This is a genomic window from Chryseobacterium sp. FR054 (assembly GCF_056844565.1).
Genome location: NZ_JBXDSA010000001.1, coordinates 20,731 through 45,472 on the forward strand (window position 1 = coordinate 20,731; position 24,742 = coordinate 45,472).

21 protein-coding genes are annotated in these 24,742 nt (G+C 39.6%); 5 read left to right on the forward strand and 16 right to left on the reverse strand.

What is annotated here, in order from left to right:
• Positions 1–165 precede the first annotated feature (165 nt).
• The 7 genes from AC106S_RS00120 to thrS all read right to left on the reverse strand — a co-directional run bounded on the left by AC106S_RS00120 (position 166) and on the right by thrS (position 7,685).
• Complete coding sequence (locus AC106S_RS00120; RefSeq protein WP_482437101.1) at positions 166–1,323, reverse strand: M28 family peptidase; 1,158 nt, start codon at positions 1,321–1,323, stop codon at positions 166–168.
• A gap of 42 nt (positions 1,324–1,365) precedes the next feature.
• On the reverse strand, positions 1,366–2,550 hold the full coding sequence (locus AC106S_RS00125; protein ID WP_482437102.1) for a M28 family peptidase: 1,185 nt from the start codon (positions 2,548–2,550) through the stop codon (positions 1,366–1,368).
• 543 nt (positions 2,551–3,093) lie between these two features.
• Positions 3,094–3,438, reverse strand: a complete 345-nt coding sequence (rplT, locus tag AC106S_RS00130; protein WP_034694451.1) for a 50S ribosomal protein L20 — start codon at positions 3,436–3,438, stop codon at positions 3,094–3,096.
• A 118-nt stretch (positions 3,439–3,556) separates the two neighbouring features.
• Positions 3,557–3,754 carry a 50S ribosomal protein L35 gene (gene rpmI, locus AC106S_RS00135; protein ID WP_062699712.1) on the reverse strand — a complete coding sequence of 66 codons (198 nt, stop codon included), beginning with the start codon at positions 3,752–3,754 and terminating at the stop codon, positions 3,557–3,559.
• A gap of 289 nt (positions 3,755–4,043) precedes the next feature.
• Positions 4,044–4,868 carry an alpha/beta fold hydrolase gene (locus AC106S_RS00140; protein ID WP_482437103.1) on the reverse strand — a complete coding sequence of 275 codons (825 nt, stop codon included), beginning with the start codon at positions 4,866–4,868 and terminating at the stop codon, positions 4,044–4,046.
• Positions 4,869–5,116: 248 nt separating this feature from the next.
• Entirely contained in the window at positions 5,117–5,617 is a 501-nt protein-coding gene (gene infC / locus AC106S_RS00145) for a translation initiation factor IF-3 (protein ID WP_172617123.1), read from the reverse strand.
• A gap of 148 nt (positions 5,618–5,765) precedes the next feature.
• Positions 5,766–7,685, reverse strand: a complete 1,920-nt coding sequence (gene thrS, locus AC106S_RS00150) for a threonine--tRNA ligase (protein ID WP_482437104.1) — start codon at positions 7,683–7,685, stop codon at positions 5,766–5,768.
• 259 nt (positions 7,686–7,944) lie between these two features.
• On the opposite strand from thrS, the gene AC106S_RS00155 reads away from it, so the two are divergent.
• Positions 7,945–8,922 (forward strand): dipeptidase, encoded by a 978-nt coding sequence (locus AC106S_RS00155; RefSeq protein ID WP_482437105.1) that lies wholly within the window; start codon positions 7,945–7,947, stop codon positions 8,920–8,922.
• Positions 8,923–10,086: 1,164 nt separating this feature from the next.
• Here AC106S_RS00155 and AC106S_RS00160 read toward each other — a convergent pair.
• Positions 10,087–11,637 (reverse strand): hypothetical protein, encoded by a 1,551-nt coding sequence (locus tag AC106S_RS00160; RefSeq protein WP_482437106.1) that lies wholly within the window; start codon positions 11,635–11,637, stop codon positions 10,087–10,089.
• 146 nt (positions 11,638–11,783) lie between these two features.
• Between AC106S_RS00160 and AC106S_RS00165 the strand changes: the two genes are divergently transcribed.
• Genes AC106S_RS00165 through leuB form a run of 4 tightly spaced genes read left to right on the forward strand, consistent with a single transcriptional unit; the run spans position 11,784 to position 16,097 of the window.
• Positions 11,784–12,947, forward strand: coding sequence for a 2-isopropylmalate synthase (locus AC106S_RS00165; RefSeq protein WP_482437107.1), 1,164 nt, complete (start codon positions 11,784–11,786; stop codon positions 12,945–12,947).
• A gap of 30 nt (positions 12,948–12,977) precedes the next feature.
• A complete protein-coding gene (gene leuC / locus AC106S_RS00170; protein ID WP_482438408.1) occupies positions 12,978–14,366 on the forward strand; it encodes a 3-isopropylmalate dehydratase large subunit in 1,389 nt (462 codons plus the stop codon).
• A gap of 20 nt (positions 14,367–14,386) precedes the next feature.
• On the forward strand, positions 14,387–14,992 hold the full coding sequence (gene leuD / locus AC106S_RS00175; RefSeq protein WP_482437108.1) for a 3-isopropylmalate dehydratase small subunit: 606 nt from the start codon (positions 14,387–14,389) through the stop codon (positions 14,990–14,992).
• A complete protein-coding gene (gene leuB / locus AC106S_RS00180; RefSeq protein WP_482437109.1) occupies positions 14,973–16,097 on the forward strand; it encodes a 3-isopropylmalate dehydrogenase in 1,125 nt (374 codons plus the stop codon). Before leuD ends, leuB begins: the two co-directional genes overlap by 20 nt.
• A gap of 401 nt (positions 16,098–16,498) precedes the next feature.
• Here leuB and AC106S_RS00185 read toward each other — a convergent pair whose 3' ends face one another.
• The 8 genes from AC106S_RS00185 to AC106S_RS00220 all read right to left on the reverse strand — a co-directional run bounded on the left by AC106S_RS00185 (position 16,499) and on the right by AC106S_RS00220 (position 24,610).
• The gene (locus tag AC106S_RS00185) at positions 16,499–16,684 is read right to left on the reverse strand and encodes a hypothetical protein (RefSeq protein ID WP_482437110.1); all 186 of its coding nucleotides are present in this window, start codon (positions 16,682–16,684) and stop codon (positions 16,499–16,501) included.
• Between the two features lie 12 nt (positions 16,685–16,696).
• On the reverse strand, positions 16,697–17,302 hold the full coding sequence (locus tag AC106S_RS00190; RefSeq protein WP_482437111.1) for a DUF4230 domain-containing protein: 606 nt from the start codon (positions 17,300–17,302) through the stop codon (positions 16,697–16,699).
• 1 nt (position 17,303) lies between these two features.
• Positions 17,304–17,870, reverse strand: a complete 567-nt coding sequence (locus AC106S_RS00195; RefSeq protein ID WP_482437112.1) for a TlpA family protein disulfide reductase — start codon at positions 17,868–17,870, stop codon at positions 17,304–17,306.
• A gap of 1 nt (position 17,871) precedes the next feature.
• Positions 17,872–18,339: a pyrophosphohydrolase domain-containing protein gene (locus tag AC106S_RS00200; RefSeq protein WP_482437113.1), complete on the reverse strand. Its 468-nt coding sequence runs from the start codon at positions 18,337–18,339 to the stop codon at positions 17,872–17,874.
• A 475-nt stretch (positions 18,340–18,814) separates the two neighbouring features.
• Positions 18,815–19,234: a hypothetical protein gene (locus AC106S_RS00205; protein ID WP_482437114.1), complete on the reverse strand. Its 420-nt coding sequence runs from the start codon at positions 19,232–19,234 to the stop codon at positions 18,815–18,817.
• Between the two features lie 12 nt (positions 19,235–19,246).
• The gene (locus AC106S_RS00210; RefSeq protein WP_482437115.1) at positions 19,247–19,951 is read right to left on the reverse strand and encodes a hypothetical protein; all 705 of its coding nucleotides are present in this window, start codon (positions 19,949–19,951) and stop codon (positions 19,247–19,249) included.
• A gap of 385 nt (positions 19,952–20,336) precedes the next feature.
• Positions 20,337–23,267: a reprolysin-like metallopeptidase gene (locus AC106S_RS00215; protein ID WP_482437116.1), complete on the reverse strand. Its 2,931-nt coding sequence runs from the start codon at positions 23,265–23,267 to the stop codon at positions 20,337–20,339.
• A 203-nt stretch (positions 23,268–23,470) separates the two neighbouring features.
• Positions 23,471–24,610 (reverse strand): acyl-CoA dehydrogenase family protein, encoded by a 1,140-nt coding sequence (locus tag AC106S_RS00220; RefSeq protein WP_062699683.1) that lies wholly within the window; start codon positions 24,608–24,610, stop codon positions 23,471–23,473.
• Positions 24,611–24,742 lie beyond the last annotated feature (132 nt).

The following is a 24,742-nucleotide window of genomic DNA, read 5'->3' on the forward strand; positions in this document are numbered from 1 at the left end:
AAGTAATCAACCAACGACTACATTTCACTCAACTGAACATTTTAGAGATTCTATAAATAATGGCAGGTTATTTATAAGTAAAATGTAACGATAAATATAAATGAGAAAAGCAGGAAAATGACTCCTGCTTTTGGATTATATTTTACTTTATTTTAATGTATTTAATTATCTGTTTATTAGAACTTTGCGAACAGCTTTCTGATCTCCTGCTTTAATGATTCCAATATAAGCTCCGTTGGCCAGTTCTGAGATATTGATTTCACTTTCGTTATCTTTCTTCAGAAGGGATCTCCCGGACAGATCGGTGATTTCAAAGCTCAGGTCTTTTACTTTCATACCGGGAAATTTAATGGAGATCACATCTTTGGAAGGGTTGGGGTATATGACAACAGATTCAATTGATTTTGCAGCGTTTTCCTGTGTTCCCATCAGTAGGTTGGAAGTGGATGCTACGGCAAAGTGCTGAAGCGCACCCACAGATGCTTTTCCTATTTTATAAATATATACAGGGTCTGTATTCTCAAAGGTATCTTCATCACTGTGAGGATAAGAGCTTCTAATTCTTTCAAAAAAGCCTGTAATAACTTCTCCTTTTCTTTCAAACGGAATGTAGTCTGTGTCTTCAGCTGGATCAACTTCTGTCTGAAGAGGAGAGTAGAGTGCCGTACAGTTTCTGAGCTGCTGCGTTACAGCTGCTGATGCCGCATTATTACCCGTTAATCCCCCCAGATCCTGATCACAGTAGACTACATTATTGTCATTACCCATAACACCGCCTACCTGATCCAGATTGAAGACCAGTTTAATATCCAGAACCCTTGTATTTCCCTGATAAGCAATATTATTGGCATAATGGTAACTTCCTTTCAGTCCCTGCTCTTCACCCGAAAAATGAATGAATTTAATAGAATATTCCGTAGGTACATTTCTCAGGATCCTCGCTGCTTCCAGAATAATAGACGTTCCGCTTCCGTTATCATTTACACCGGGACCGTAGATGCTGTCAAAATGCCCGCAGATAATCACATATTTGTTGGGATACACCGTTCCTGTCTTGGTAATGACAAGGTTTTTAGAGCTTGTACCGCTGAATGTAAAAGGGTCTTCCGCAATCTGGGAGGCAGAATAACCATAAGAAAGGTACTTATTTTTGATCCAGTTGAGTGCATTGGCATTATTTACAGATCCTGTTGTCTTAATGCCTAAATTGGCAAAATCCTGCAGATTGGTGGTGATATTGGTTTGCGAAACCATATCAGCCCTGTCTTTGTAAGCCTGAATAAAATTCTGGGCACCCATGTTTTGGAATACAAATGATGCCATTAAAATAGTGGTAAGTTTTTTCATATGATGGGTAGGGGGTGTCTATTTTTCAATAATGACCTTTCTGGCCACGGTACTTTTATCGGATTTTACAGTAACCATGTACATTCCGCCGGCCAGCCCTGAGGTCGCTATTTTGTTTTCATCTTTTGAATTCAACAGAAGGCGGCCATTCATATCACTGATTTCTACATGAAAGTTCTTAATGTTTTCAGGCATTTCAATATGGAGAGCATCTTTCGCCGGATTAGGATATATTTTTACGGCAGTCAGTGAATTTTCAGTATGCACTTCCTCAGTTCCCAATACACTGGAAGCAGAAGCAAAATGCTGAAGGGCCCCCACAGCTGCTTTACCTATTTTATAAACATACACAGGATCTACATTGGCAAAAGTATCATTCGGTGTATGAGGGCGGGAACTCTGTATATTTTCATAAAAACCGGTAATCACCTCATTTTTCTGTTCAAATGGGATATAATCTGATGAATAGGCATTGGTGATCACAGTCTGTAACGGAGAATATAATTCCGTGCAGGTAGCCAGCTCCTGGGTGATCTGGTTAGACATGGCATTGTTGGTGGTCAGCCCGCTGATATCTCTCTCACATTTGATCGTAGTATTGTTATTGCCCAGCTGGCCTCCTACCTGATCTATATTGAATACCAGCTTTACATCAATATTACGGCTGTTATTCTGATAAACCACTTCGTTTGCATAATGTTCGCTTCCGTAAAGCCCCTGTTCCTCTCCGGAAAAATGAATAAATTTTATAGAATAGTCGGTAGGAACATTTTTCAGGATCCTGGCAGCTTCCAGAAGAATAGAGGTACCGCTGCCGTTATCGTTCACACCAGGTCCTGCTATGGTATCATAATGTGCACAGATAATCACATAGGTATTGGGATAAAGCGTTCCTGTTTTGGTAATAACAAGATTCTTCGAACTTATTGTAGAATTATTATAATCAAAAGTAAAAGGATCCTCTACAATCTGTCCGGCGGTATAGCCATAGGAAAGATATTTATTTTTGATCCAGTTGAAAGCATTTGTATTGGCTGCTGAACCGGTTGTTTTTACGCCTAAATCAGCAAATGCCTGAAGATTGGATGTTATATTGATTTGGGAGACCTTGTTCGCTCTGTCCTGATAAGCCTGAATAAAATTTTGACCGTGAAGGCTGTAAGCCGATAAGGAAAGAAGGATAATAGTCGTTATTTTTTTCACTTTTAGATAAAATTTTACAGATTCAATAATTCAGCAAATGTAGATAATAAAAACGGATTTTATTTCATAAAAACCAAAGATTCTTTCCTGTAATTTTTATTGAATAATGACAAATAAATTATTCACTATTATTTTCATTTATGTTTATTTTTTACTTTAAAAACTCAATTTATAATGATAATTTTTCATTGATATAATTGAAGTGGGAAGATGAAGGAAGGAACTCTGAAGATCGTTCATAACAGACGTATCTTTTTTTTAAGTTAATTTGATTTTACAGCAGCTTTCAGTATTTATGATTAGAGGTAACTTCCGGCCTTGTTCTTCCGGCTTCCCACCTGTTGTGCTTAAACTCCTTAATCCGGATCCGGGCTAAAAATGAATTTCAGGGAAAATATAGCTGCGGCCATAATTTATTTGCTTTAAGCAGAATTTTTTTACAACTTTTTTGTAGGGGACTGGTCCCAAAGCTGAAAGTAATTTTCTGAACAGAAAAATCCCGGACAAAAGCCCGGGATTCATATTGATAACAAAAGTTCTACATTATTTTACTTGATCTACAACAGCTTTGAAAGCTTCAGGGTGATTCATTGCTAAATCTGCTAAAACTTTTCTGTTAAGCTCAATGTTGTTCTTTTTAAGAGCTCCCATAAACTGAGAGTAAGACATTCCGTGCTCTCTTGTACCCGCATTGATACGAGTGATCCAAAGTGCTCTGAAATTTCTCTTTTTCTCTTTTCTTCCGCGGTAAGCATATTGCATTGCTTTTTCTACCGCATTTTTAGCTACCGTCCAAACGTTCTTTCTTCTACCGAAAAAACCTTTAGCTTGCTTAAAAATTTTCTTTCTGCGAGCTCTTGAAGCTACTGCATTTACTGATCTAGGCATAATTTAAATTGTTTTTTTGAAAAGGGCGGAATATAAAATTCTCTTAGTGGCTCCGTTTCAGGGTTAAAATTTTGAATTTGTTTTGAATTCTTATAAACCGGATATAGATTTATAAAAACTACTTAATGGCTAATTGACGTAGAACGCTCTTTGTGTCCACAGCAGCAACGTAAGAAGTCTGCGTAAGATTTCTCTTCTGCTTAGTTTCTTTCTTAGTTAAGATGTGGCTTTTGAAAGCATTTTTTCTTTTGATCTTACCAGATCCGGTAAGAGCAAAACGTTTCTTAGCACCTGATTTCGTTTTTAATTTTGGCATTGTTTTGCTTTTTTATTGTTTTTGTTATCAATATCTTGTCCATGGTTCCTAAATTACTTAGGAATAACAGTTTGCAAAGATACGAAAAAAGATTTAATTTCGCCCCTGTCTCCGGGAATGTGTTGAGATATTATTTTTTAAGAATAATAGAAATACTGATTTTATCATTATTCTGAACAGTTCTGTATTGAAAATCAGCATTGTCAATCTTATAACCGAACTGATTATATGGTGAAAAAAACTGCAGACAGGCTGTCTGCAGTAGGTTTATTTATGGTATAACTGAAATCTATGAATTGAAAAACTCCAGCAGGTCCTTATTGATCGTTTCCGCTTCCGTGGTCGGCATACCGTGAGGGAATCCGGGATAAGTGATGAGCTTACCGTTCTTCAGAAGCTGTGCCGATTTAACGCCCGCATCTTTATAAGGTACAATCTGGTCATCTTCTCCATGCATTACCAGTACAGGGAAATCCACACTTTTAAGATCTTCCGTAAAGTCTGTTTCGGAGAAAACTTTAACACAATCGTAGTGCGCCTTAATAGACCCCATCATTCCCTGTCTCCACCAGTTTCTGCGGATTCCTTCAGATACATTCGCGCCTTCTCTGTTAAAGCCGTAGAAAGGAAGCGTAATATCGATATAAAACTGGGATCTGTTATTGGCTGTATTGTAGCGGATCTCATCAAATACAGAAATAGGAGTTCCCTCAGGATTGCTCTCGCTCTGCACCATGACAGGAGGTACTGCACTGATCAATACCACTTTTGAAACTCTTCCGTTACCTCCGTATTTTGCGGCATAGCGGATAGCTTCTCCACCTCCGGTAGAATGGCCAACGTGAATAGCATCCTTTAAATCCAGAAATTCTGTGAGTTCTGCCACATCAGAAGCATAAGTGTCCATATCATGCCCTGTTTCTACCTGGCTGGATCTGCCATGCCCTCTCCGGTCATGGGCAATAACACGAAAACCCTTTTCAAGGAAGAAAAACATCTGGGTGTCCCAATCATCTCCGGATAGCGGCCATCCGTGATGAAAAAATACAGGCTGTCCTTTTCCCCAGTCTTTGTAATAAATCTCTGTTCCGTCTTTTAATTGAAATGTGCTCATTGTTCTGCTTTTTAGTGATTAATATTTTGATGAATATTTCGGTTTTATTGAGAGTACAGCAAATCTAGGGCTAATTCTTTCACAGAATATTGATGTAGGATAATATTTAAGATTAATTAATAAAACAGGATGTGTTTAAACCTTATGAAAAGGATTCATTATTCGGGTATGAATTGATAAAATATCTGCATTGCAGAGCAGTAACGGTAAAAAAAGAAAGCTACCCCGTTTGAGGTAGCTTTTATATTTTATTTAGCCGGTTTTTTAGGACTCATCATCATGATCATTCTCTTTCCTTCCAGTTTGGGAAGCTGGTCTACTTTCCCAACGTGCTCCAGTTCCTGGGCTAGTTTCAGAAGTAAGATTTCTCCCTGGTCTTTAAAGATAATAGAACGTCCTTTAAAAAATACGTAGGTCTTTAATTTTGAACCTTCTTCAAGGAATTTTTCAGCATGCTTCTTCTTGAATTCATAATCGTGGTCATCTGTCTGAGGCCCGAAACGGATCTCTTTTACCACTACCTTCACCTGCTTGGCTTTAAGTTCCTTCTGCTTTTTCTTTTGCTCGTATAAAAACTTCTTATAGTCTAATATCCTTGCAATAAAAGGCTCAGCCTTATCGGAGATTACTACCAGATCAAGCTCCTGCTCTGTGGCAAGCTGTCTTGCTTTATCAATTGGATAAACTCCCGGCTCTACGTTATCGCCCACTAAACGAAGCTCTCTCACACGAATTTTATCGTTGATCAAGTGTGCGTCCTCCTGTACCGGACGTCTCTGTGGGCCCCTGTTGTTAAATCTTTGTGCTATTGTATTATAATTTTATTGGTTAATTACTATTTTATCAAAAGAATGAGAGATTAATCTGCTGAATTTCTCAATACTTTAATTTTTTTATTTAGATGGCAGACTCTTTCTTGAAATAAGAAACAAAATCCTCCATATTCATCACTCCGAGGTCTCCTTCACCACGTCTTCTTACAGAAATTGTGCCGTCTTTTTCTTCATTTTCACCTACTACCAGCATGAATGGAATCTTGTTCAATTCAGCATCACGGATCTTTTTACCGGTCTTCTCATTTCTGTCGTCAATCTGACCGCTAATATCGTGATTTTCCAAAAATTGTGAAACTTTTTTTGCATAATCTACATATTTTTCACTGATCGGAAGAATAATAAACTGGTCAGGGCTCAGCCATAACGGGAAATCTCCTGCGGTATTCTCCAGAAGGATCGCGATAAAACGCTCCATAGAACCGAATGGGGCTCTGTGGATCATTACCGGTCTGTGCTTCTCATTATCGTTTCCGATGTAGTGAAGGTCAAATCTTTCCGGTAAATTGTAGTCTACCTGGATCGTACCCAGCTGCCATCTTCTTCCTAAGGCATCTTTTACCATGAAATCCAGTTTCGGACCGTAGAAGGCTGCTTCACCGTATTCTATCACCGTTTTAAGGTTCTTGTTTTTAGCCGCAGTAATGATGGCGTTTTCCGCTTTTTCCCAGTTCTCGTCAGATCCGATATATTTTTCTCTGTTTTCAGGGTCTCTTAAAGAAACCTGTGTTACAAAATCCTCAAAACCTAAAGATCTGAACACATAAAGAACAAGATCAATTACCGCTTCAAATTCTCCTAAAAGCTGATCCGGAGTACAGAATAGGTGAGCGTCATCCTGAGTAAACCCGCGAACTCTTGTCAGCCCGTGAAGTTCTCCACTCTGCTCATACCGGTATACGGTTCCGAATTCTGCATATCTTTTCGGAAGATCCCTGTAACTCCATTGTGAAGTTTTATAGATTTCGCAGTGGTGAGGACAGTTCATTGGCTTCAGCATGAATTCTTCACCCTCATTCGGTGTTTTGATCGGCTGAAAGCTGTCCGCTCCGTATTTATCCCAGTGCCCGGAAGTTACATACAACTCTTTAGCCCCGATATGCGGAGACATTACGAATTCATAACCGCCTTTTTTCTGAGCAGCAGAAAGGAAATTCTCCAGTTTTCTTCTCAAAGCGGTTCCTTTTGGCAGCCATAACGGCAGCCCGGCACCTACTTTCTCAGAAAATGCAAAAATTCCAAGTTCTTTACCTAGTTTTCTGTGGTCTCTTCTTTTAGCCTCTTCCAGTCTTTCAAGATACTCGGTAAGATCTTTCTGTTTAGGGAAAGAAATACCGTAAACTCTTGTCAGCTGTGGGTTTTTCTCATTTCCTCTCCAGTAAGCTCCTGCCGCGTTTAGAATTTTAACCGCTTTTACGATGCTGGTATTAGGAATGTGGCCTCCACGGCATAGATCCGTGAAATCATCATGAGTTACAAAAGTGATCTCTCCGTCATTCAGATTAGAGATCAGTTCTACTTTATAAGGATTATCTGCATAAACTTTTAATGCTTCTTCTTTAGAAACAGGGTATAGCGAGAATATTGAACCTTTTTTTGCATTTTCCAAAACTTTCTTTTCAATCTTCTCAAAGTCTTTTTCAGATAAGCTTTCGTCTCCGAAGTCTACATCATAATAGAATCCGCTTTCAATAGCAGGACCAATGGTCAGCTTAGCATTAGGATAAAACTCAAGGATAGCCTGCGCCAGTAGGTGGGCAGAAGAATGCCAGAAAGCTTTCTTTCCAAGATCATCATTCCAGGTAAGCAGCTGTACCGTTGAATCCGTCGTTATAGGTGTGGTGGTTTCTACCTGTTTACCGTTTACAACTGCGGAAATGGTATTTCTAGCCAATCCCTCGCTGATAGATTTTGCCACATCTAAAGGAGTAACTTCTCCTTCGAACTCTCTGACGCTGTTGTCTGGAAGTGTAATTTTTATCATTGTTTACTAAGAAATTTTAAGTTGCAAAAATACGCATTTTTTACATAAAATACTATATTAGCATCTATTTAGAATGAGATTTAATATAAAAAAAGAAAAGATATCTGTCCTTTTTGTATCATCAGGTTTTATCATTAACTTTTCCCGGGAACTTTTTCCTGATTTCTTTATCTTACAGAAGAATTGAAAGAACTGAAGGGAATTCCGGCTATTGAGCTGTATATCTTCTTAAAATCAAATCATTAATAATTTTTTAAACATGAATATTTTCAATATAGACCTGCATTGCGACCTTTTATATTACCTGTTAAGACCGGGTGCGAAAATAAGTGACAGAGAGTTTGGAGCTTCAATGCCTTTTTTAAGGGAAGGAAATGTAAAGCTTCAGATGATGGCAATCTATTCATCCACAGGCAAGGGGAGTACAGAATATGGACTTCAGCAGAGCAGCCTGTTTTCAGAACTGATAAAGAATAAAGATTTTTTCCTGTTTGAAAATGAAAGCTATAAAAACAATGAAAATGAAGGAAAAACTGGAATTCTGGCTTCGATTGAAAATGCGTCTTCTTTCTGTAATGAAAATGAAAGCCTTGATTCCGGTTTTAAAAAACTGGAAACCATCATTGAAAATACAAAAAGAATCTTTTATATCGGAATTACCCATCATACGGAAAACCGTTTTGGCGGCGGAAACAACGCCTCAGCAGGTTTGAAAGAAGATGGGAAAGTACTGATCGATTATATTGCAGACAAGAATATTGCCGTTGATCTTGCCCATGCAAGCGATCATCTGGCTCATGATATTTTTAATTACATAGATCAGAAAAATTATTCGGTTCCTATCCTGGCAAGCCACTCCAATTACAGGGCAGTTTATGAAAATAACAGAAACCTTCCCGATGAACTGGCCAAAGAAGTCATCAGCAGAAACGGACTGATCGGCCTTAATTTCATTAAAGATTATATTGATCCGGAACATCCGGAACGGCTTTATGAACATATTCAGTATGGATTAGATCTGGGAGGCGAGAACAGTATTGCTTACGGAGCTGACTATTTTTACTGGAAAGATCACCCGGACCTGTCCCGCCATCCGTTTTTCTTTCCCGAGCATTCCAATGCATCTGTTTATCCGGATATCAACCGGGAAATTGAAGAAAGATTTTCCCCTGAACTGATGAAAAAGATCAGCCATGAAAATGCCCTGAAATTTATAACGGAAATAGGTCAGCCCTAATCGTGATTTTTAGAGTGAAAGTCTGTTTTAAAATCAGAGAGAAAATATTTTAGGCTCGCTGATCATGCAGATTTGGCAGATTTATGAAGTCCTTTAAAAAAGCTAAGAATAGATTTTAAGCTTAAGCTAACAGGTTGCCTATAACGCCCGCTTCATCGATCAACGGAGTTGATTTTATACTTTGCATTCTTTAAAATCAGCATTGCCTATGCATGAAGTTTTGCGTTACCAAAAATTAATAATTAATGCTTGTGCGGGAGATTATTTAGGCTCGCTGATCATGCAGATTTGGCAGATTTATGAAGTCCTTTAAAAAAGATAAGAATAGATTTTAAGCTTAAGCTAACAGGTTGCCTATAACGCCCGCTTCATCGATCAACGGAGTTGATTTTATACTTTGGATCCTTTAAAATCAGCATTGCCTATGCATGAAGCTTTGCGTTACCAAAAATTAATAATTAATGCTTGTGCGGGAGATTATTTAGGCTCGCTGATCATGCAGATTTGGCAGATTTATGAAGTCTTTTAAAAAAGATAAGAATAGATTTTAAGCTTAAGCTAACAGGTTGCCTATAACGCCCGCTTCATCGTATCAACGGAGTTGATTTTATACTTTGCATCCTTTAAAATCAGCATTGCCTATGCATGAAGTTTTGCGTTACCAAAAATTAATAATTAATGCTTGTGCGGGAGATTTATTTAGACTCGCTGATCATGCAGATTTGGCAGATTTATGAAGTCCTTTAAAAAAGATAAGAATAGATTTTAAGCTTAAGCTAACAGGTTGCCTATAACGCCCGCTTCATCGGATCAACGGAGTTGATTTTATACTTTGCATCCTTTAAAATCAGCATTGCCTATGCATGAAGCTTTGCGTTACCAAAAATTAATAATTAATGCTTGTCCGGGAGATTATTTAGGCTCGCTGATCATGCAGATTTTTTGTTGGTTTAACGCAAAAGGCGCAAAAGTTTTAAATATTATGCTGATTTTAAGGCGCAAGAAAATCCAGGATTTTCAGCAAGTTTTTTAGAATTATAATCAATTATTTTAACGATAAAACAGTCGTAGACCAATCCGTTGCTTCATCGCATTAACGGAGTTGATTCTGCATTTTGTATAAACTTTGTTTTCAAAAAAAACAATGGCCACTCAATAAACAGTTTACAGCTGATTTTTTCTTTTATATTTTACCTTCTGTTTGATGATCTCAATTACATCTACATTTTGTACTTTGGACTTTACCCAGCCATGAATGTCAATATAAAGAAGAGATCTTCTGTAATATTCATTTTTAGAGAAGGCTTCCAGTTTTTCATCAAATACTTTAAATGCATTTTGCTGCTTATTTAAAACCAGGCTGTTAAGGTCTTTGAAAAAACGGATGCTTTCATAGTGAAATTCTTCGGGCTTCTTCATTTTCCGGGCAAACTTTAATGTGGAGGTAATGAATTCATCATAGTCTTCATCATCACCGGATTCATATTTGGCCATCAGGATCAGAATCCTTGTATGGAAGAGCAGGTCTTCCTGTACGTTTCCGCGGCATTCAACAACCTTCATGGCATACTCAATTGACTTATCATACATCTTACTTCCAAAAAACATTGCTGCCATTTTCAGATAGAGGATCATAAAGTGATGTTCATCAATCTTTTCCTTCAGGCGTTCCATTTTCAGCTCAATTTCGGGGATCAGTTTGGTTCCCGTAAAAAATTCGCCCTTCACAAAATGGATGTTCATCAGAGTATTGTAATGAGTAAGAAAGATCAGGGACTGGAGGTTTTCGTTCTGAGCGAAATTTTCAGCATTCACCGTCGTGTTGAAATTTTCAAAATGTTCTTCCAGGATATCAATATTTCCGTATAAAAAGAGGATTTTAAGCAGATAGGTATTGCCTTTAATGTACCACACCGGATGACTGAAGATCATTTCCGGGTTTTTATGAAACAGGTCTACCCACTGATAGGCGTATTTCAGGGTATATTTATACTCCTGCAGCAGTTGATTTTTCCATACATGGGCTTTAAAATACCAGAGTTTCTCGGTAAAATTCAGCTGATCCGGGTTAATATTACTGATCTGAGCATTGAAAATATCCAGAATTTCCTGCCGGTCTGTATCATTTTTTGCATAACCGTGGGTGAGCATTTCGCTGTACAGCTTTAACGAGAGATTGGAAAGTTCAGTTGCGTAATGATTCTGTCTGCTTACTTCCTGCGACTGCCTGATCAGTTCATCGGCACGGCCTTCAATACTTCTTGTAATAAATTGGGATTCAATTACTTTTTCAAGGTCTATGATTTCGGAAGCGATACTTTTTTCATCCAGTTCCAAAGCAGTTTGTTTCGTTTTGTCCAGGATCTTTAACGCCTGCTTGTAAAGGCCTTTCTGATAAAGAATATTGGCAAAGTCAAGCTGTTCACGAAGCTGTATTCTGTAATTCTGATGACTTGGATTCATCCGGAGACTGACCAGGATCTGTTTGTAAAGATGAGCCTTAAGATTGGATAACTGCTGTTTCGTAGAGATTTTTTTCTCAATAATGATATTTTCATCATATTCTTTCATTTTATCCATTTCAGAAAACAGCAGCAGAAATTTAGCATCCGTATTGATGCCGAGACGGTTTACATAAAGTCTGAACTGTCGTTTTTCTGAAGTAGTTAATGATTTAACGAGGACAAACAAAAAATCTTTCTGCAATTCTGCCATTGTAAATTAATAGAGTGTAATAAATTGATTTTTAATTAAATATGGTTATTTCTCCAACTGTTGGGTATTGTAATTTTCAGAAATAATGAAAATAAAAAAACATTGTTAGCAGTAGTTTTGAATCAAAATTAAGTAAAAAATTAATTATGAATTCCGAAAAGATTGAAATTTTTGACACGACGCTGAGAGATGGAGAACAGGTTCCAGGATGTAAACTGAATACCCGGCAAAAGCTGGTGATCGCTGAAAGCCTTGATGAGCTAGGGATTGATGTGATAGAAGCCGGATTTCCGGTTTCCAGTCCGGGAGACTTTGAGTCTGTTTCTGAAATTTCAAAACTGATACGAAATGCTAAAGTATGCGGACTGACAAGAGCGAATAAAAAAGATATTGATACCGCGGCAGAAGCTTTAAAATTTGCGAAAAAGCCACGTATTCATACCGGAATAGGAACTTCCGATTCTCATATCCGTTACAAATTCAACTCCACAAGGGAGGATATTCTTGAACGGGCTGTGGAAGCTGTAAAATATGCCAAACGCTACGTTGAAGATGTTGAATTTTATGCAGAAGATGCCGGAAGAACGGATAATGCCTATCTGGCAAAGGTTTGTGAAGAAGTGATCAGAGCGGGCGCTACGGTTCTCAATATTCCGGATACCACAGGATATTGCCTTCCTGAAGAGTACGGCCAGAAAATAAAATACCTGAGAGAAAATGTTAAAGGCATTGAAAAAGCTGTTTTATCATGCCACTGCCACAATGATCTGGGCCTGGCTACGGCCAATTCCATTGCAGGAGCGGCAAACGGTGCCCGCCAGATTGAATGTACCATCAACGGACTGGGAGAAAGAGCCGGAAATACCGCTCTGGAAGAAGTGGTGATGATCCTGAAGCAGCATAAGCATTTGAAGCTGCATACCCATGTGAATTCCAGGATGCTTAATGAAATGAGCCTGATGGTTTCTGATCTGATGGGAATGCCTGTACAGCCCAATAAAGCAATTGTCGGAGCCAATGCATTTGCCCACAGCTCAGGGATTCACCAGGATGGAGTCATTAAAAACAGGGAGACGTATGAAATTATAGATCCTGAAGAAGTAGGCGTAAACGCGTCGTCTATAATCCTTACAGCAAGAAGCGGGCGTTCGGCTCTGGCTTACCGTTTTAAGCATATCGGATATGACATTACCAAAAATGAGCTGGATTTTCTGTATCAGGAATTTTTGAAGGTTGCCGATCTGAAAAAAGAAGTGAAAAATGATGACCTGTATCTGATGATGGAAACATTCAGCCGCAAAATAGGATAAATGAAGATGAATAACCAAGATCGTATGACAATGAATACCAATAAAAAGACCCTTTTTGACAAAGTCTGGGATGCCCATGTGGTAGAAACGGTTCCGGATGGACCGCAGATTATTTACATAGATAAACATCTGATTCATGAAGTAACCAGCCCTCAGGCCTTTGCAGAACTTGAGACCAGGAATCTGAAGATTTTCAGACCGGAACAGGTTGTTGCCACAGCCGATCATAATGTTCCCACGCTTGATCAGGAACTGCCGATCCGGGACGAACTTTCCCGGAATCAGGTACGGCAGCTGGAAGAAAACTGCAGTAAAAACAATATTGAACTCTTTGGCCTCGGACATCCGTATCAGGGAATTGTACATATCATTGCCCCGGAATTGGGAATTACCCGCCCCGGAATGAGTATTGTATGCGGAGACAGCCATACCTCCACGCACGGAGCTTTCGGGGCGATAGCTTTCGGAATAGGAACCAGCCAGGTGGCCCAGGTTTTTGCCAGCCAGTGTCTGCTGCTGAATAAACCTAAATCTATGAGGATTACTGTAAACGGAAAACTGAATAAAAATGTTCAGCCTAAAGATGTAATTCTCTACATTATTTCTAAAACAGGAACAGACGGCGGTACCGGTTATTTCTGCGAATATGCCGGGAATGTATTTGAAGAAATGTCGATGGAAGGAAGAATGACCGTCTGCAATATGAGCATTGAGATGGGAGCGAGGGGAGGCATGATTGCTCCTGATAAAACAACATTTGAATATGTGAAAGGCAGACCTTTTGCCCCTCAGGGAGAAGAATGGGAAACTGAACTGGCGTATTGGAAAACTTTAAAAACAGATGAAGGAGCTGTATTTGATCGGGAACTGAGTTTTGATGCTTCGGAAATCTATCCTATGATCACTTACGGAACCCATCCGGGAATGGGAATTTCTGTGAATGACGTAATTCCGGCTCCGCAGAACGAATCTGAAGAAAAAGCGCTCCGCTACATGGGACTGGAAGCAGGACAGACGGTTTCAGATATCAGGGTGAATTATGTATTCATCGGAAGCTGTACGAATGCAAGGATCGAAGACTTCAGATCAGCGGCTCAATATATCCGGGGGAAAAATAAAGCAGAAAATGTGAAAGCCTTAATTGTTCCGGGATCTCAGCAGGTGGTCAGACAGATCTATGAGGAGGGCCTCGATCAGATTTTCAGTGAAGCCGGATTTCAGATCCGTCAGCCAGGATGCTCAGCATGCCTTGCCATGAATGATGATAAGATTCCGGAAGGAGAATACTGTGTTTCCACTTCCAACAGGAATTTTGAAGGAAGACAGGGACAGGGGGCAAGGACAATACTGGCCAGTCCTCTTACAGCCGCAAAAGCAGCTATCGATGGCAGAATATCAGCTTTTGAAAATTTAAATTAGAAAAGTTTAACAGACAAGACATGCAACCATTAAAAAAAATACAGTCCCGCGCGGTTCCGCTGCCGGCAGAAAATATAGATACAGACCAGATTATTCCGGCAAGATTTCTTAAAAGTATAGACAGGAAAGGTTTCGGAGAAAATCTGTTCAGAGACTGGAGGTTTAATATCCATACCGGAGAACCTGTTCCGGAATTTGTCCTGAACAATCCTGAATATAAGGGTGAAATCCTTATTGCAGGCCATAATTTCGGGTGTGGAAGCAGCAGGGAACATGCTGCATGGGCATTAACGGATTACGGTTTTAAAGTGATCATTTCAAGCTATTTTGCCGATATTTTTAAGGGAAATGCCCTGAATAACGGTCTTCTTCCGGTAAAGGTTTCCGATGAATTCCTGAAGGAACTCTTAAAAAACACGACGGAGAACCCGGAAAGTGAAATTACAGTGAATGTTGAACAGCAAACAATCAGTTTTAACGGAAAAACAGAGACCTTTGAACTCGATTCCTATAAGAAAATATGCCTTCTTAACGGCTACGACGATATTGATTTTTTAATCAGCAAAAAACAGGCGATAGAACAATTTGAACTAAAAACACAGAAGTATGAGCAAAAAACAGTTTAACATCGCAGTGCTTCCCGGTGATGGCATCGGTCCCGAAGTAATCGGTGAAAGCATTAAAGTACTGGAAGCTGTCGGGGAGGTTTTCCAATGTACATTTCACACAGAATACGGACTGATTGGTGCGGAAGCTATTTTTAAAACGGGTAACCCTCTACCTGAAGAAACCCTGGAGATCTGCCGGAATTCCGATGCCGTATTGTTTGGAGCCATAGGTGATCCGGTTTTTGATAACGATCCCGATGCGAAGATCAGACCGGAGCAGGGACTGCTGAAACTTCGTAAAGAACTGGAGCTTTTTGCGAACATAAGACCTCTGAAAACGTATCCGTCCCTGATTGAGAAAAGCCCTTTAAAAAAGGAAATCATTGAAGGGACAGATATTCAGATCTTCAGGGAACTGGTAAGCGGAATCTATTTCGGTGAAAAGTTTACGGATCCGGAAGGCGGCTACGCTTACGATGTCTGCAAGTACAGCAGGGAAGATATTATTCCCATTGTTCATATGGCTTTTAAAGAAGCGGAAAAGCGAAACAGAAAGCTTACCCTTATCGATAAAGCCAATGTTCTGGATACGTCAAGACTGTGGAGAAGAATCTGCAGGGAAATTGCCTCTGAATATCCGGAAGTCCAGCTGGATTATCTGTTTGTAGACAATGCCGCTATGCAGCTGATCCTTAATCCGAAACAGTTTGACGTGATCCTGACCGAAAATATGTTCGGAGACATTATCTCAGATGAAGCCAGTGTAATAGGTGGGTCCATAGGGCTTCTTCCGTCCGCATCGGTTGGCGAAGAAAATGCGCTGTTTGAACCTATACACGGTTCTTATCCCCAGGCCAAAGGAAAGGGTATTGCCAATCCTGTGGCTTCTATTCTGAGTACAGCGATGATGCTTGACCATCTTGAGCTACATGATGCCGCCGAAAAGTTAAAAAGAGCGGTAGAGCATGCCATAGAAAATAAATATGTTACGGTGGATCTTAATGCGGAACAGCATTATTCTACACAGGAAGTAGGCAGCTTTATTGCAGATTACATCAGGTATTCCGAGAAGTCTTATTATAATTTTGAAAATATCAGAATCGGAAAGTCCACCATTGTATAGATACCACAGCCCATATGATAATAGATTAGAAAGAAAGGTTCTGCTCAGGCGGAACCTTTTGATTTAAAATAATGTTGGTTTACGAAGAGACGCTATTATTTTTACCGGTTTTGTGGTCAATAAGACGCAGGATTGTATCTGCGATAAAATTAGGATCATGTATGTTTTGCCAGAACTTGTTAGGTTTTGTCAGATCATATAGACTTAGTTTTCTATCACGCATCAAAAATTTTATTCGGTATTTGTGTCATATAAAACACAGATATTTCACAGCTATAAAAATCTGCTCAATCTGCTGCATCTGCGAGAGAAAATAAAAACAGGAACCTTTACTATTTTCTGTAAATTTTCAAGATTATAAAATAAAAAAGGCCCTGCTATTGAGGCAGAACCTTTGGGTTTTATTTTTCCGTGTTATCCGTTTTTCCTGATTTGTTTTTTGAAGACTTCTGAACATCTTCCTTATTGATATCAGGCGGATTGGTCTTTTCTGATGATGCAGGAATATTCTGAAAATCCTGATTTTGCCTTTTCGTTTCTGCTGAATTCGCAGATTCTTTCTTTTTGTGATTACCTTCTGAATTCATAGCTTTATATTTTTAGAGTCCTAAAATACCGAGTTTTCCGGTTTTATCTTCTATTGTATAATTCAAAGCTTTTGCCAAAACGAAAATATTATTCAGATTTTCCATTAATTGTTTACGGCCTTCAGTACGGAGCTGATTCTGATCAATCGATTGTATTGCGGTTTCCTTTGCTTTCTGGGTGACGTTCCTGATGTCTTTTTCAGAAATTCTGTTAAAGAAAGAATCATCCAGAGACTGGATTTCAACGCTTGGGGTAATTCTTATATCGGCATCCGGAAGTTCGGTAATAACCAGCTTTTTGCCGATAGAATCCACTTCTATCTTCATTTTGTTCAGATCATAGGAAACCTGGGCGTTGGTTTTTGTATAGGTGATGATACTGTTGCTTGAAACTTCCTTTCCAAACACTTCATAGCCCATTTTGGTCTTCTGCATGCTTGAGGTATTCTGTTCCATCACCACCATTTTATTCATTTTGGAAATCTGGTTGGTCAGGATATAATAATCCGACTTTTCCGTCTTTTCTCCCAGATTAAAGCATGATTTAAGGCCGAAGAACAGAATGATCATCGCAAGAACTCCTGCCGCAAACGATATGATAACTTTATAATTTCTCAACTTATTTGCCAAAAATTTCTTTAATTACAGAACCGTCATCTTTTTTCAGGATTTCAACCAGATCTCTTTCGATATAGCCGGTTTTAGGCATTTCAATGATCCTTCCGATTTCTTTTCCATATTTTTCTACAATAATGGTAGGAACTTTCTGGATGTTGTAGCGCACTTCGTCACCGTTTGGAGATTCTTTTTTCCTGTTCACCGCAATAATCGTCATTTTATTGTCCGGGTATTTCAGTTCTTCCAGAATCCTCATCAGTCTTGGAAAATCCCTGTGGCTGTCTTCACACCATGTTCCCATGAAAACCACAAGAGAGTAGGTATTTATTTTTGCTTTTCTCAGTTCGCCAATTGCCTTCTGGTCAAGGGCATATTCATCATGTTCCTTCACATACCAGTCTGCATACGGAGCCTTTAAAAACTGCTCTTTCAGCTGATTTCCCAAAAGCATTTTACCGTCATTCTGGGTCTCCACTTCACGGTTTACCACCACTTTCTGAGCGCTGAACTGCTGGGCAGCCAGAACGATGCTTGAAACGGCAACAATCTTTGTAATAAATTTCTTCATATTATTTTTCGATAATTGTTTTCAGATCTGCAGGGGAGTAGTATTTGTTTTTCAATACTTTATGATCTGCCTGTCTGTAAACATTATACTTTTCTCCCGACTTTTCATAAAATGATTCTACTTCCTTTGCCTTATAAAACTCAACAGTTTCCTGTGCCTGCTCTTCATTATCACACGCCTTCGACATATTGGAACGCTGAACTTCGTTGAATAGTTCTACAAATTTACTGCCAAGTCCGAATTCAAGTACAGCTCCGCTTAAAACATACTGAAGATCACACAGCGCATCAGCAATTTCTACAATATTGTTATCGGCGATAGCCTGCTTCAGCTCATTAAGTTCTTCCTGTAAAAGTTCTACTCTGAGGCTGCATCTTTCAGGAGAAGGAATTTGGGGAGTATCTAAAATAGGGGCTTTGAAAGTAGTATGGAATTCTGCTACTTGGTTCAGACTGTCAATTTTATCCATGAATTTTTTTATTTACGCAAAGATAGAAAACGATTTGTAAATGGGGAAATTCTAAAGATACAATCCTTTTGTAAATAAGCAGTGTGTTGTGTTTTAATAATTTGACAAGAGCTTAAGAGCTTGTTTAAATTTCTAATTTTTGATTTTTTGTATCACATTCAAATCTTTACTCTCTAAAAACAGCCTTGCACTGAAATCCGTGAAATTTGTTGAATCTAGGGGAAACTCAATTCGTATTGAGATGATAGCTTGTATTTTATGGAACGCAAAGCCTGAGCTTCTTTGTGCATGTTTTAGGGGAGCTAAGATAAGAATCAACTCCGTAGATTCGATGAAGCGATGGATTAGCTTTCGGCTGTTTTTAAGTCTTAAATTTCTTCTCCAACAAAAAATCTGTCAATCTGTGTAATACAAAATCCACAACCTGAAATTGTGGATCTTATTTTGATTATCCGTCAACAGTATTCAATATCAATTATTTTAGCTCTTCATATTTCCAGATCCCTGAAATCTGCAACACAGTCAGCCCCGGCTGCTTTTCCCCATAACTAAATATGCCGATATACTTTGCAGGACAGGTTTTACAGCTGGTTCCGAAATATAAAGTGGGCAAATTATTGACCGTCAATTCCCCGAAATGAAGCATCCCTTTTGAGGTTTCAGCAGCCATCCCATTTTGTAACAGTTCGTTTTTAGAAAGTACTTTATCTTCATGATACACCTGAAAAACAGGAAATCCGGATTGATAGGGTGTGATTTCAACTGTATTTTCATGACTGCAGTCACAGCAGATGAATTTTGCAGCGGCAGATGAACCGATTTCATCATTGGTGAAAACGTTCTTTTCAATGAGTGCTTTTTTGCTGATGCTTATTTTTGTTGATATGGAATACATTTAAATATTTTTTTATTGCTGAATAACTGTGCCTGCCAAGTTATTGTATTTTCCGCTCGGACTTTTCTTGATCGTGATTTTTACATAGCCTTCCGCTGCAAGCTTGTTCCATGTTTTCTGATAACCCGTTGCAGGATCCACCGGGATTTTCCACATCGTCTGCTTACCATTGCCAGCCTGGCTGAACCACGGAATAATATCTGCCGTCTGAGACTGGAAAGGTAGTGAATTCAGAACATCTATTTCATAATAAAAATCATATTTGTTTTCTGCCTGATTGAGAGCTCTTTGGGTGAATGTATAAGTGTATCCGTTAATAATGGGGCTTGTAAAACTTCCTCCCAGGGTCGGGATGCCGGTTCCGTCAAAATTTCCTACGGCCCCGCTGTACCGGTCGAATTTTTGTCCTGCCAGAATAGGAACGTCATCCACAATGTTATAGCCGCCGTTGGCCGGTGGCCATCCTCCATTCAGATTATTGCTGTTGAAAAAAGCTTCAAGCTCAGGCCATCTGCCCAGTCTGTAAAGGTCGTAGATGTAGTTCCTGGCTGTAGAACCTACTGCTCCGGAAGCATCATAGGTGGCTGCAAGTTCATCCGCATTTTTGTAGAATACATGCGTAACGTTTCCTGTGTTTTCGTCTTCTCTGTCTGTGCTGCAGGCCATTGAAAAAAAGGCCATTGAGAAGAATAAAATGTACTTAAATAAATGTTTCATATAAATAATTTAAATTATGTAATGATTTAATTAAGCATTTAAGGGGTGAACCTGGTGCTGACAGACTTTACGGCCGTATAAATATTTTCAGCCGCTTACAGAGGTACGGTTCCGGAAGTTAATTTTCAGGAGAACGGTAATACGATGTAAAACAGTTTCAGGATTCCCTTAAATACTTTGGGTAGAACAGTACAATGAACAGGTGTTTGAGCGGTAAATTTAAATCAAAAAAACAAATTATGTTAAATTTTATTTCAATAAATGTTTATTTGTGAATAAATTTCGTTAATAAAACAATTTTTAATTATTATTTTTCAATTTCTATAATAAAAAAGACTGCCCGGTAATTTGAGCAGCCTTCACATCGTATAATAAAAAATGGTTGTTAGTTTTTGATAAACCTTTTAGAGATTTCTCCAATCTGGATCATGTACGCTCCTTTGGTAAGACTGCTTACATTCACACTTCCTCTTTCCAGTTTTCCGGAAAGAATGAGTTTTCCGCCCATATCAAAGATTTTGTAATCTCCGGATGAAGTGTTTGAAATATGCATCATGTCTTTTGCCGGGTTTGGATACAGTTTAATATCAGTAATCATATCTTTTGTATCAGATAAATCTCCTCTTCCTGAAGAAACAATATTAAGCGTATAATCTTCTACCTGTCCGTAGGTGTAAGCCTCACAGGATGAGGTTGGTATAGAGCTGTATTTCATCATGACTCTCATTCTCGTGGAGCCTATGGCTGCGGTAGCAGGAATGGTGATGCTTCCTGTAACCGGAGTTGTTGTGGAACCTGCTTTGGACCATGCCAGCTCTCCGCTGTCGGTGAAGTCGCCATCGCCGTTATAATCTATATATACTGCATAAGCTTCGCTGTATTTGGTTGAGGTCCATACCGGAGTTATGGAAAGAGTATAAGAACTTCCTCTGGTTACGTTGGTAGCAACAGATGTGAAGTTTTCATAACCTGCTGTTCCCGTTGATGTATTATTGATGGTTCCGAATTTCACATTTCCGATTCTTTCGTCTGCGGTATTGCTTGCAGAAGCAGAACAGTAGGTTACCGTGCCTCCGGAAAGAGTTGTCACACTTACCGTATTGCTGAAAGGAGAGGTGTTTCCTGCGGCATCTTTGGCTTTTATACTGAAGCTGTAAGTCGTGGCAGGGCTTAAACCTGTTACGGTATAAGTGGTGGATGCTGTATTTCCGATCATAGAACCGTTCATATATACATCATATCCCGTAACCGCTACATTGTCGGTAGCTCCGCTCCATGAAAGATTGGTGCTTGTAGCAGTCGTTCCTGAAGCGGCAAGGGCAGGAGCGGTAGGAGCAGTGGTATCTGTTCCGCCTGAGCCTGCGTTTACAGTAATATTAGCATTATTGACATCAAAGAAAATATGGTTTGAGCCTTTTACCATCAGTCTTCCGGTGGTAGTGGAAGAATTAGGGATCGTTACCGCCTGAGAACCGTCGTTGGGTGTTCCGGCAAGTAGGGTAGTCCATGTATTTCCGTTATCTGTGGACCAGAGAATGTCTACATTGGCTGCATTTACCCCATTGGCTGTCGTTCCGGCCTCGTTCCAGGTAACCGTTTGGGAACTTCCCCCTGCGTAAGTAGTTGCTGAATTCTGTGAAGTAATGCTGAATGGTCCCGCTGTTCCGTTTACCGTGATAACGGCATCATCTGAATTGTTTCCGGCACCTCCGGCTCTGTTGTCCCGGACAGTAAATCTGAAATTAAGTGTTCTGGCTACGTTGGATAAAGCTTCTACTGTGATTTCGGATCCCGCGGTGGTGGTTGCTCCGGTAAGAATGGATGCCATTCTCGGAAAATATCTTACAGGCGAAGTGGTGGGAGTCCAGGATCTGAAAGTAGGGCCGGTTGTTTTGGTAGCGCTGGCAGCAGAGCTGGCTCCTGTTTGTGAAGAAGAAGCATTATCCATCTGTTCCCAGATGTACGTCAGTGAATCTCCGTTGGCATCTGTTCCTGTTCCTGTAAGCATAAAAGGCGTTCCTTTCGGAATCGTATAATCAAGGCCGGCGTTCGCAGTAGGAATGGAGTTTCCTGTTGAAGTGCTTACCGGGCATGTTTTAGCTTTGATATTATTGGTAATCTGCTGGATGCTGATTGCATGGAAGAATGCATCTGAATGTGGCTGGATATCCTGTGCCGTGATCCCTGCATATCCCATGATTGTAGACCCGGATCCCGGTTCCATATTGGCTCCGGTTCCTTCGTTGCTCATAGAGAACGTATGGTTTCCTCCAAACTGGTGTCCCATTTCATGGGCTACATAATCAATATCAAAATTATCACCGGAAGGAATTGCGTCTGCCGGGGAGGTATAGCCGCTTCCTTTTGATCCGTTGGTACAGATACAGCCAATGCAGCCTGCATTTCCTCCGCCTCCGGAAGCTCCGAAAAGGTGTCCTATATCGTAATTGGCTTCACCGATTACTGAAGTAAGGGTGCTCTGAAGCTGGGAATTCCAATTGCTCATTCCTGAGGCTGCGGAATAAGGGTCTGTGGAAGCGTTGGTGTAAATAACCGCGTCATTGTTGGCGATAAGAACCATTCTTGCCGCGAAATCTTTTTCAAAAACTCCGTTCACACGGGTCATGGTAGTGTTCATGGCAGCGAGCGCATTGGCTTTGGTGCCGCCAAAATACGTGGCGTATTCTCCGGTGCAGGATAGGGCAAGCCTGAATGTTCTCAGTTTGGCATCATCCGCATTGGGTCTTGCTGCAAGACCGGCATTGGAAACTCCTTTCTGGGCTACATCAATGACTGTGCATTCAAATTTGCTGAGGTCGTCTTTTTTATCAGACTTTTTGTAGACAACATACGTGGAAAGGTCTTTGGTGTAAGGTTCAATAAAAACAGCGGACCTGTCGCCGTAAATTTCCATGGAAGACAGACCTAGCGGAGAAACACTGAAGTAAACGGTAGAGTTGGAATCATTTAAACCCTCTCCGACATAAGATTTGATGTCCGGGTACTTTGCAGCAAGCTGTGGATCGAAATTGGACTGTTCCCTTACTTTAAAGTTTTCCATTCTGCCTTCAGAATTGGGGAAGGAAATAATAATTTCTGATTTTTCTCCCGGTGCAAGCCGTTTAGGTGCTTTGGCCAGTATGTTTTTAAGTCCGTTGATGTCCAGGCTGTAAACCTTAGGATTGCTGATGTTGGTTTTGTTTTCAAAAACGTCTGAAGAAACTTTTTTAGAACCTTCAGTCCATAGACGGTCTGTCTGCGCGAATGAGATGCCTGCCATAAAAAGCATCCCAATCATGGATAATTGTTTTTTCATATTAATTATTTGTTTTGATTGTGGAATATCAAAGCTAATAAATTTTATATTACGAAAAACAAATTTTTTTAAGAAAATTTTAGATAATATGTTTAAAATATTATGCAATACATTGAATGTAATTGAAAAATTATTATCCCGGAAAAAGAAAATAGCATACGCAAAACACGTATGCTATTCATTTATTGATGAAATATTTCTAATTATTTGGTAATATCTCTTCCGATTACCAATCTCTGGATTTCTGAGGTACCTTCACCAATGGTGCAAAGTTTGGAATCTCTGTAAAATTTCTCTGCCGGGAAATCTTTTGTATATCCGTAACCTCCGAAGATCTGAACGGCATTATTGGAAATTCTTACACAGGCCTCAGAAGCGTACAGTTTAGCCATTGCCCCTTCTTTAGTCATTTTCTGTTTTGCATTTTTAAGGGTTGATGCTCTTTGGATAAGAAGCTCTGCAGCATCGATTTCTGTTGCCATATCAGCAAGCATGAAGTTGATCGCCTGGAACTCAGAAATTGATTTTCCAAACTGGTGTCTTTCTTTGGCATATTTTAGAGCGGCTTTATAAGCTCCTCTTGCTGTACCCAAACTTAAAGCTGCGATAGAGATTCTTCCTCCGTCAAGAATTTTCATGGCCTGCTTGAAACCTTCACCTACTTCTCCCAGACGGTGAGAGTCCGGTACACGTACATTATCGAAAATCAGTTCTGCGGTTTCGGAAGCACGCATTCCCAGTTTGTTTTCTTTTTTTCCTGAAGTAAATCCGGGCATTCCTTTTTCCAATACGAAAGCGGTAGAGTTATTTTTGGCTCCTTTTTCTCCTGTTCTGGTCATAACTACGGCAATATCCCCTGAAATAGCGTGGGTAATAAAGTTTTTAGCCCCGTTGATGATCCATTCATCACCATCTTTTACGGCAGTGGTAGACATACCTCCTGAATCTGAACCTGTATTGTGTTCTGTAAGTCCCCAGGCACCGATTACTTTTCCGGAAGCCAGCTGAGGAAGCCATTTGTTTCTCTGTTCTTCATTCCCGAATTCATAAATATGGTTGGTACAAAGTGAATTGTGTGCTGCAACAGAAAGACCGATAGAAGGGTCTACCTGAGAGATTTCATCCAGAATAGCAACATATTCATGATAACCCAGACCGGAACCTCCGTATTGCTCAGGAACTACGATCCCCATAAAACCCATTTCTCCAAGCTGGTGAAAAAGATCTTTTGGAAATGTCTGGCTCTCGTCCCACTCCATAATATTCGGTCTGATATTTTTCTCAGCAAATTCTCTTGCTGTTTCAGCTATCATTTTGATGTTGTCAATAGTCTCTGTATTCATATAGATAATAGTTAGTTCCCAAAGATAAATAAATTGAATGAAAGCTAAAAAAAATTATTTTATCCATAGGAGTTTATTTGCAAAATAGTCGTTTTCAATTTTTTATATTTCAATAATTAATAATTTTTTAAT

Excerpts from the sequence above, each read along its gene's own strand:
- AC106S_RS00120 (WP_482437101.1), bottom strand. The coding sequence starts at position 1,323 with ATGGCATCATTTGTATTCCAAAACATGGGTGCCCAGAATTTTATTCAG.
- rplT (WP_034694451.1), bottom strand. The coding sequence starts at position 3,438 with ATGCCTAGATCAGTAAATGCAGTAGCTTCAAGAGCTCGCAGAAAGAAA.
- rpmI (WP_062699712.1), bottom strand. The coding sequence starts at position 3,754 with ATGCCAAAATTAAAAACGAAATCAGGTGCTAAGAAACGTTTTGCTCTT.
- AC106S_RS00140 (WP_482437103.1), bottom strand. The coding sequence starts at position 4,868 with ATGAGCACATTTCAATTAAAAGACGGAACAGAGATTTATTACAAAGAC.
- thrS (WP_482437104.1), bottom strand. The coding sequence starts at position 7,685 with ATGATAAAAATTACACTTCCAGACAACAGCGTCAGAGAGTTCGAAGGA.
- AC106S_RS00155 (WP_482437105.1), top strand. The coding sequence starts at position 7,945 with ATGAATATTTTCAATATAGACCTGCATTGCGACCTTTTATATTACCTG.
- AC106S_RS00160 (WP_482437106.1), bottom strand. The coding sequence starts at position 11,637 with ATGGCAGAATTGCAGAAAGATTTTTTGTTTGTCCTCGTTAAATCATTA.
- AC106S_RS00165 (WP_482437107.1), top strand. The coding sequence starts at position 11,784 with ATGAATTCCGAAAAGATTGAAATTTTTGACACGACGCTGAGAGATGGA.
- leuC (WP_482438408.1), top strand. The coding sequence starts at position 12,978 with ATGAATACCAATAAAAAGACCCTTTTTGACAAAGTCTGGGATGCCCAT.
- leuD (WP_482437108.1), top strand. The coding sequence starts at position 14,387 with ATGCAACCATTAAAAAAAATACAGTCCCGCGCGGTTCCGCTGCCGGCA.
- leuB (WP_482437109.1), top strand. The coding sequence starts at position 14,973 with ATGAGCAAAAAACAGTTTAACATCGCAGTGCTTCCCGGTGATGGCATC.
- AC106S_RS00185 (WP_482437110.1), bottom strand. The coding sequence starts at position 16,684 with ATGAATTCAGAAGGTAATCACAAAAAGAAAGAATCTGCGAATTCAGCA.
- AC106S_RS00195 (WP_482437112.1), bottom strand. The coding sequence starts at position 17,870 with ATGAAGAAATTTATTACAAAGATTGTTGCCGTTTCAAGCATCGTTCTG.
- AC106S_RS00200 (WP_482437113.1), bottom strand. The coding sequence starts at position 18,339 with ATGGATAAAATTGACAGTCTGAACCAAGTAGCAGAATTCCATACTACT.
- AC106S_RS00205 (WP_482437114.1), bottom strand. The coding sequence starts at position 19,234 with ATGTATTCCATATCAACAAAAATAAGCATCAGCAAAAAAGCACTCATT.
- AC106S_RS00210 (WP_482437115.1), bottom strand. The coding sequence starts at position 19,951 with ATGAAACATTTATTTAAGTACATTTTATTCTTCTCAATGGCCTTTTTT.
- AC106S_RS00215 (WP_482437116.1), bottom strand. The coding sequence starts at position 23,267 with ATGAAAAAACAATTATCCATGATTGGGATGCTTTTTATGGCAGGCATC.
- AC106S_RS00220 (WP_062699683.1), bottom strand. The coding sequence starts at position 24,610 with ATGAATACAGAGACTATTGACAACATCAAAATGATAGCTGAAACAGCA.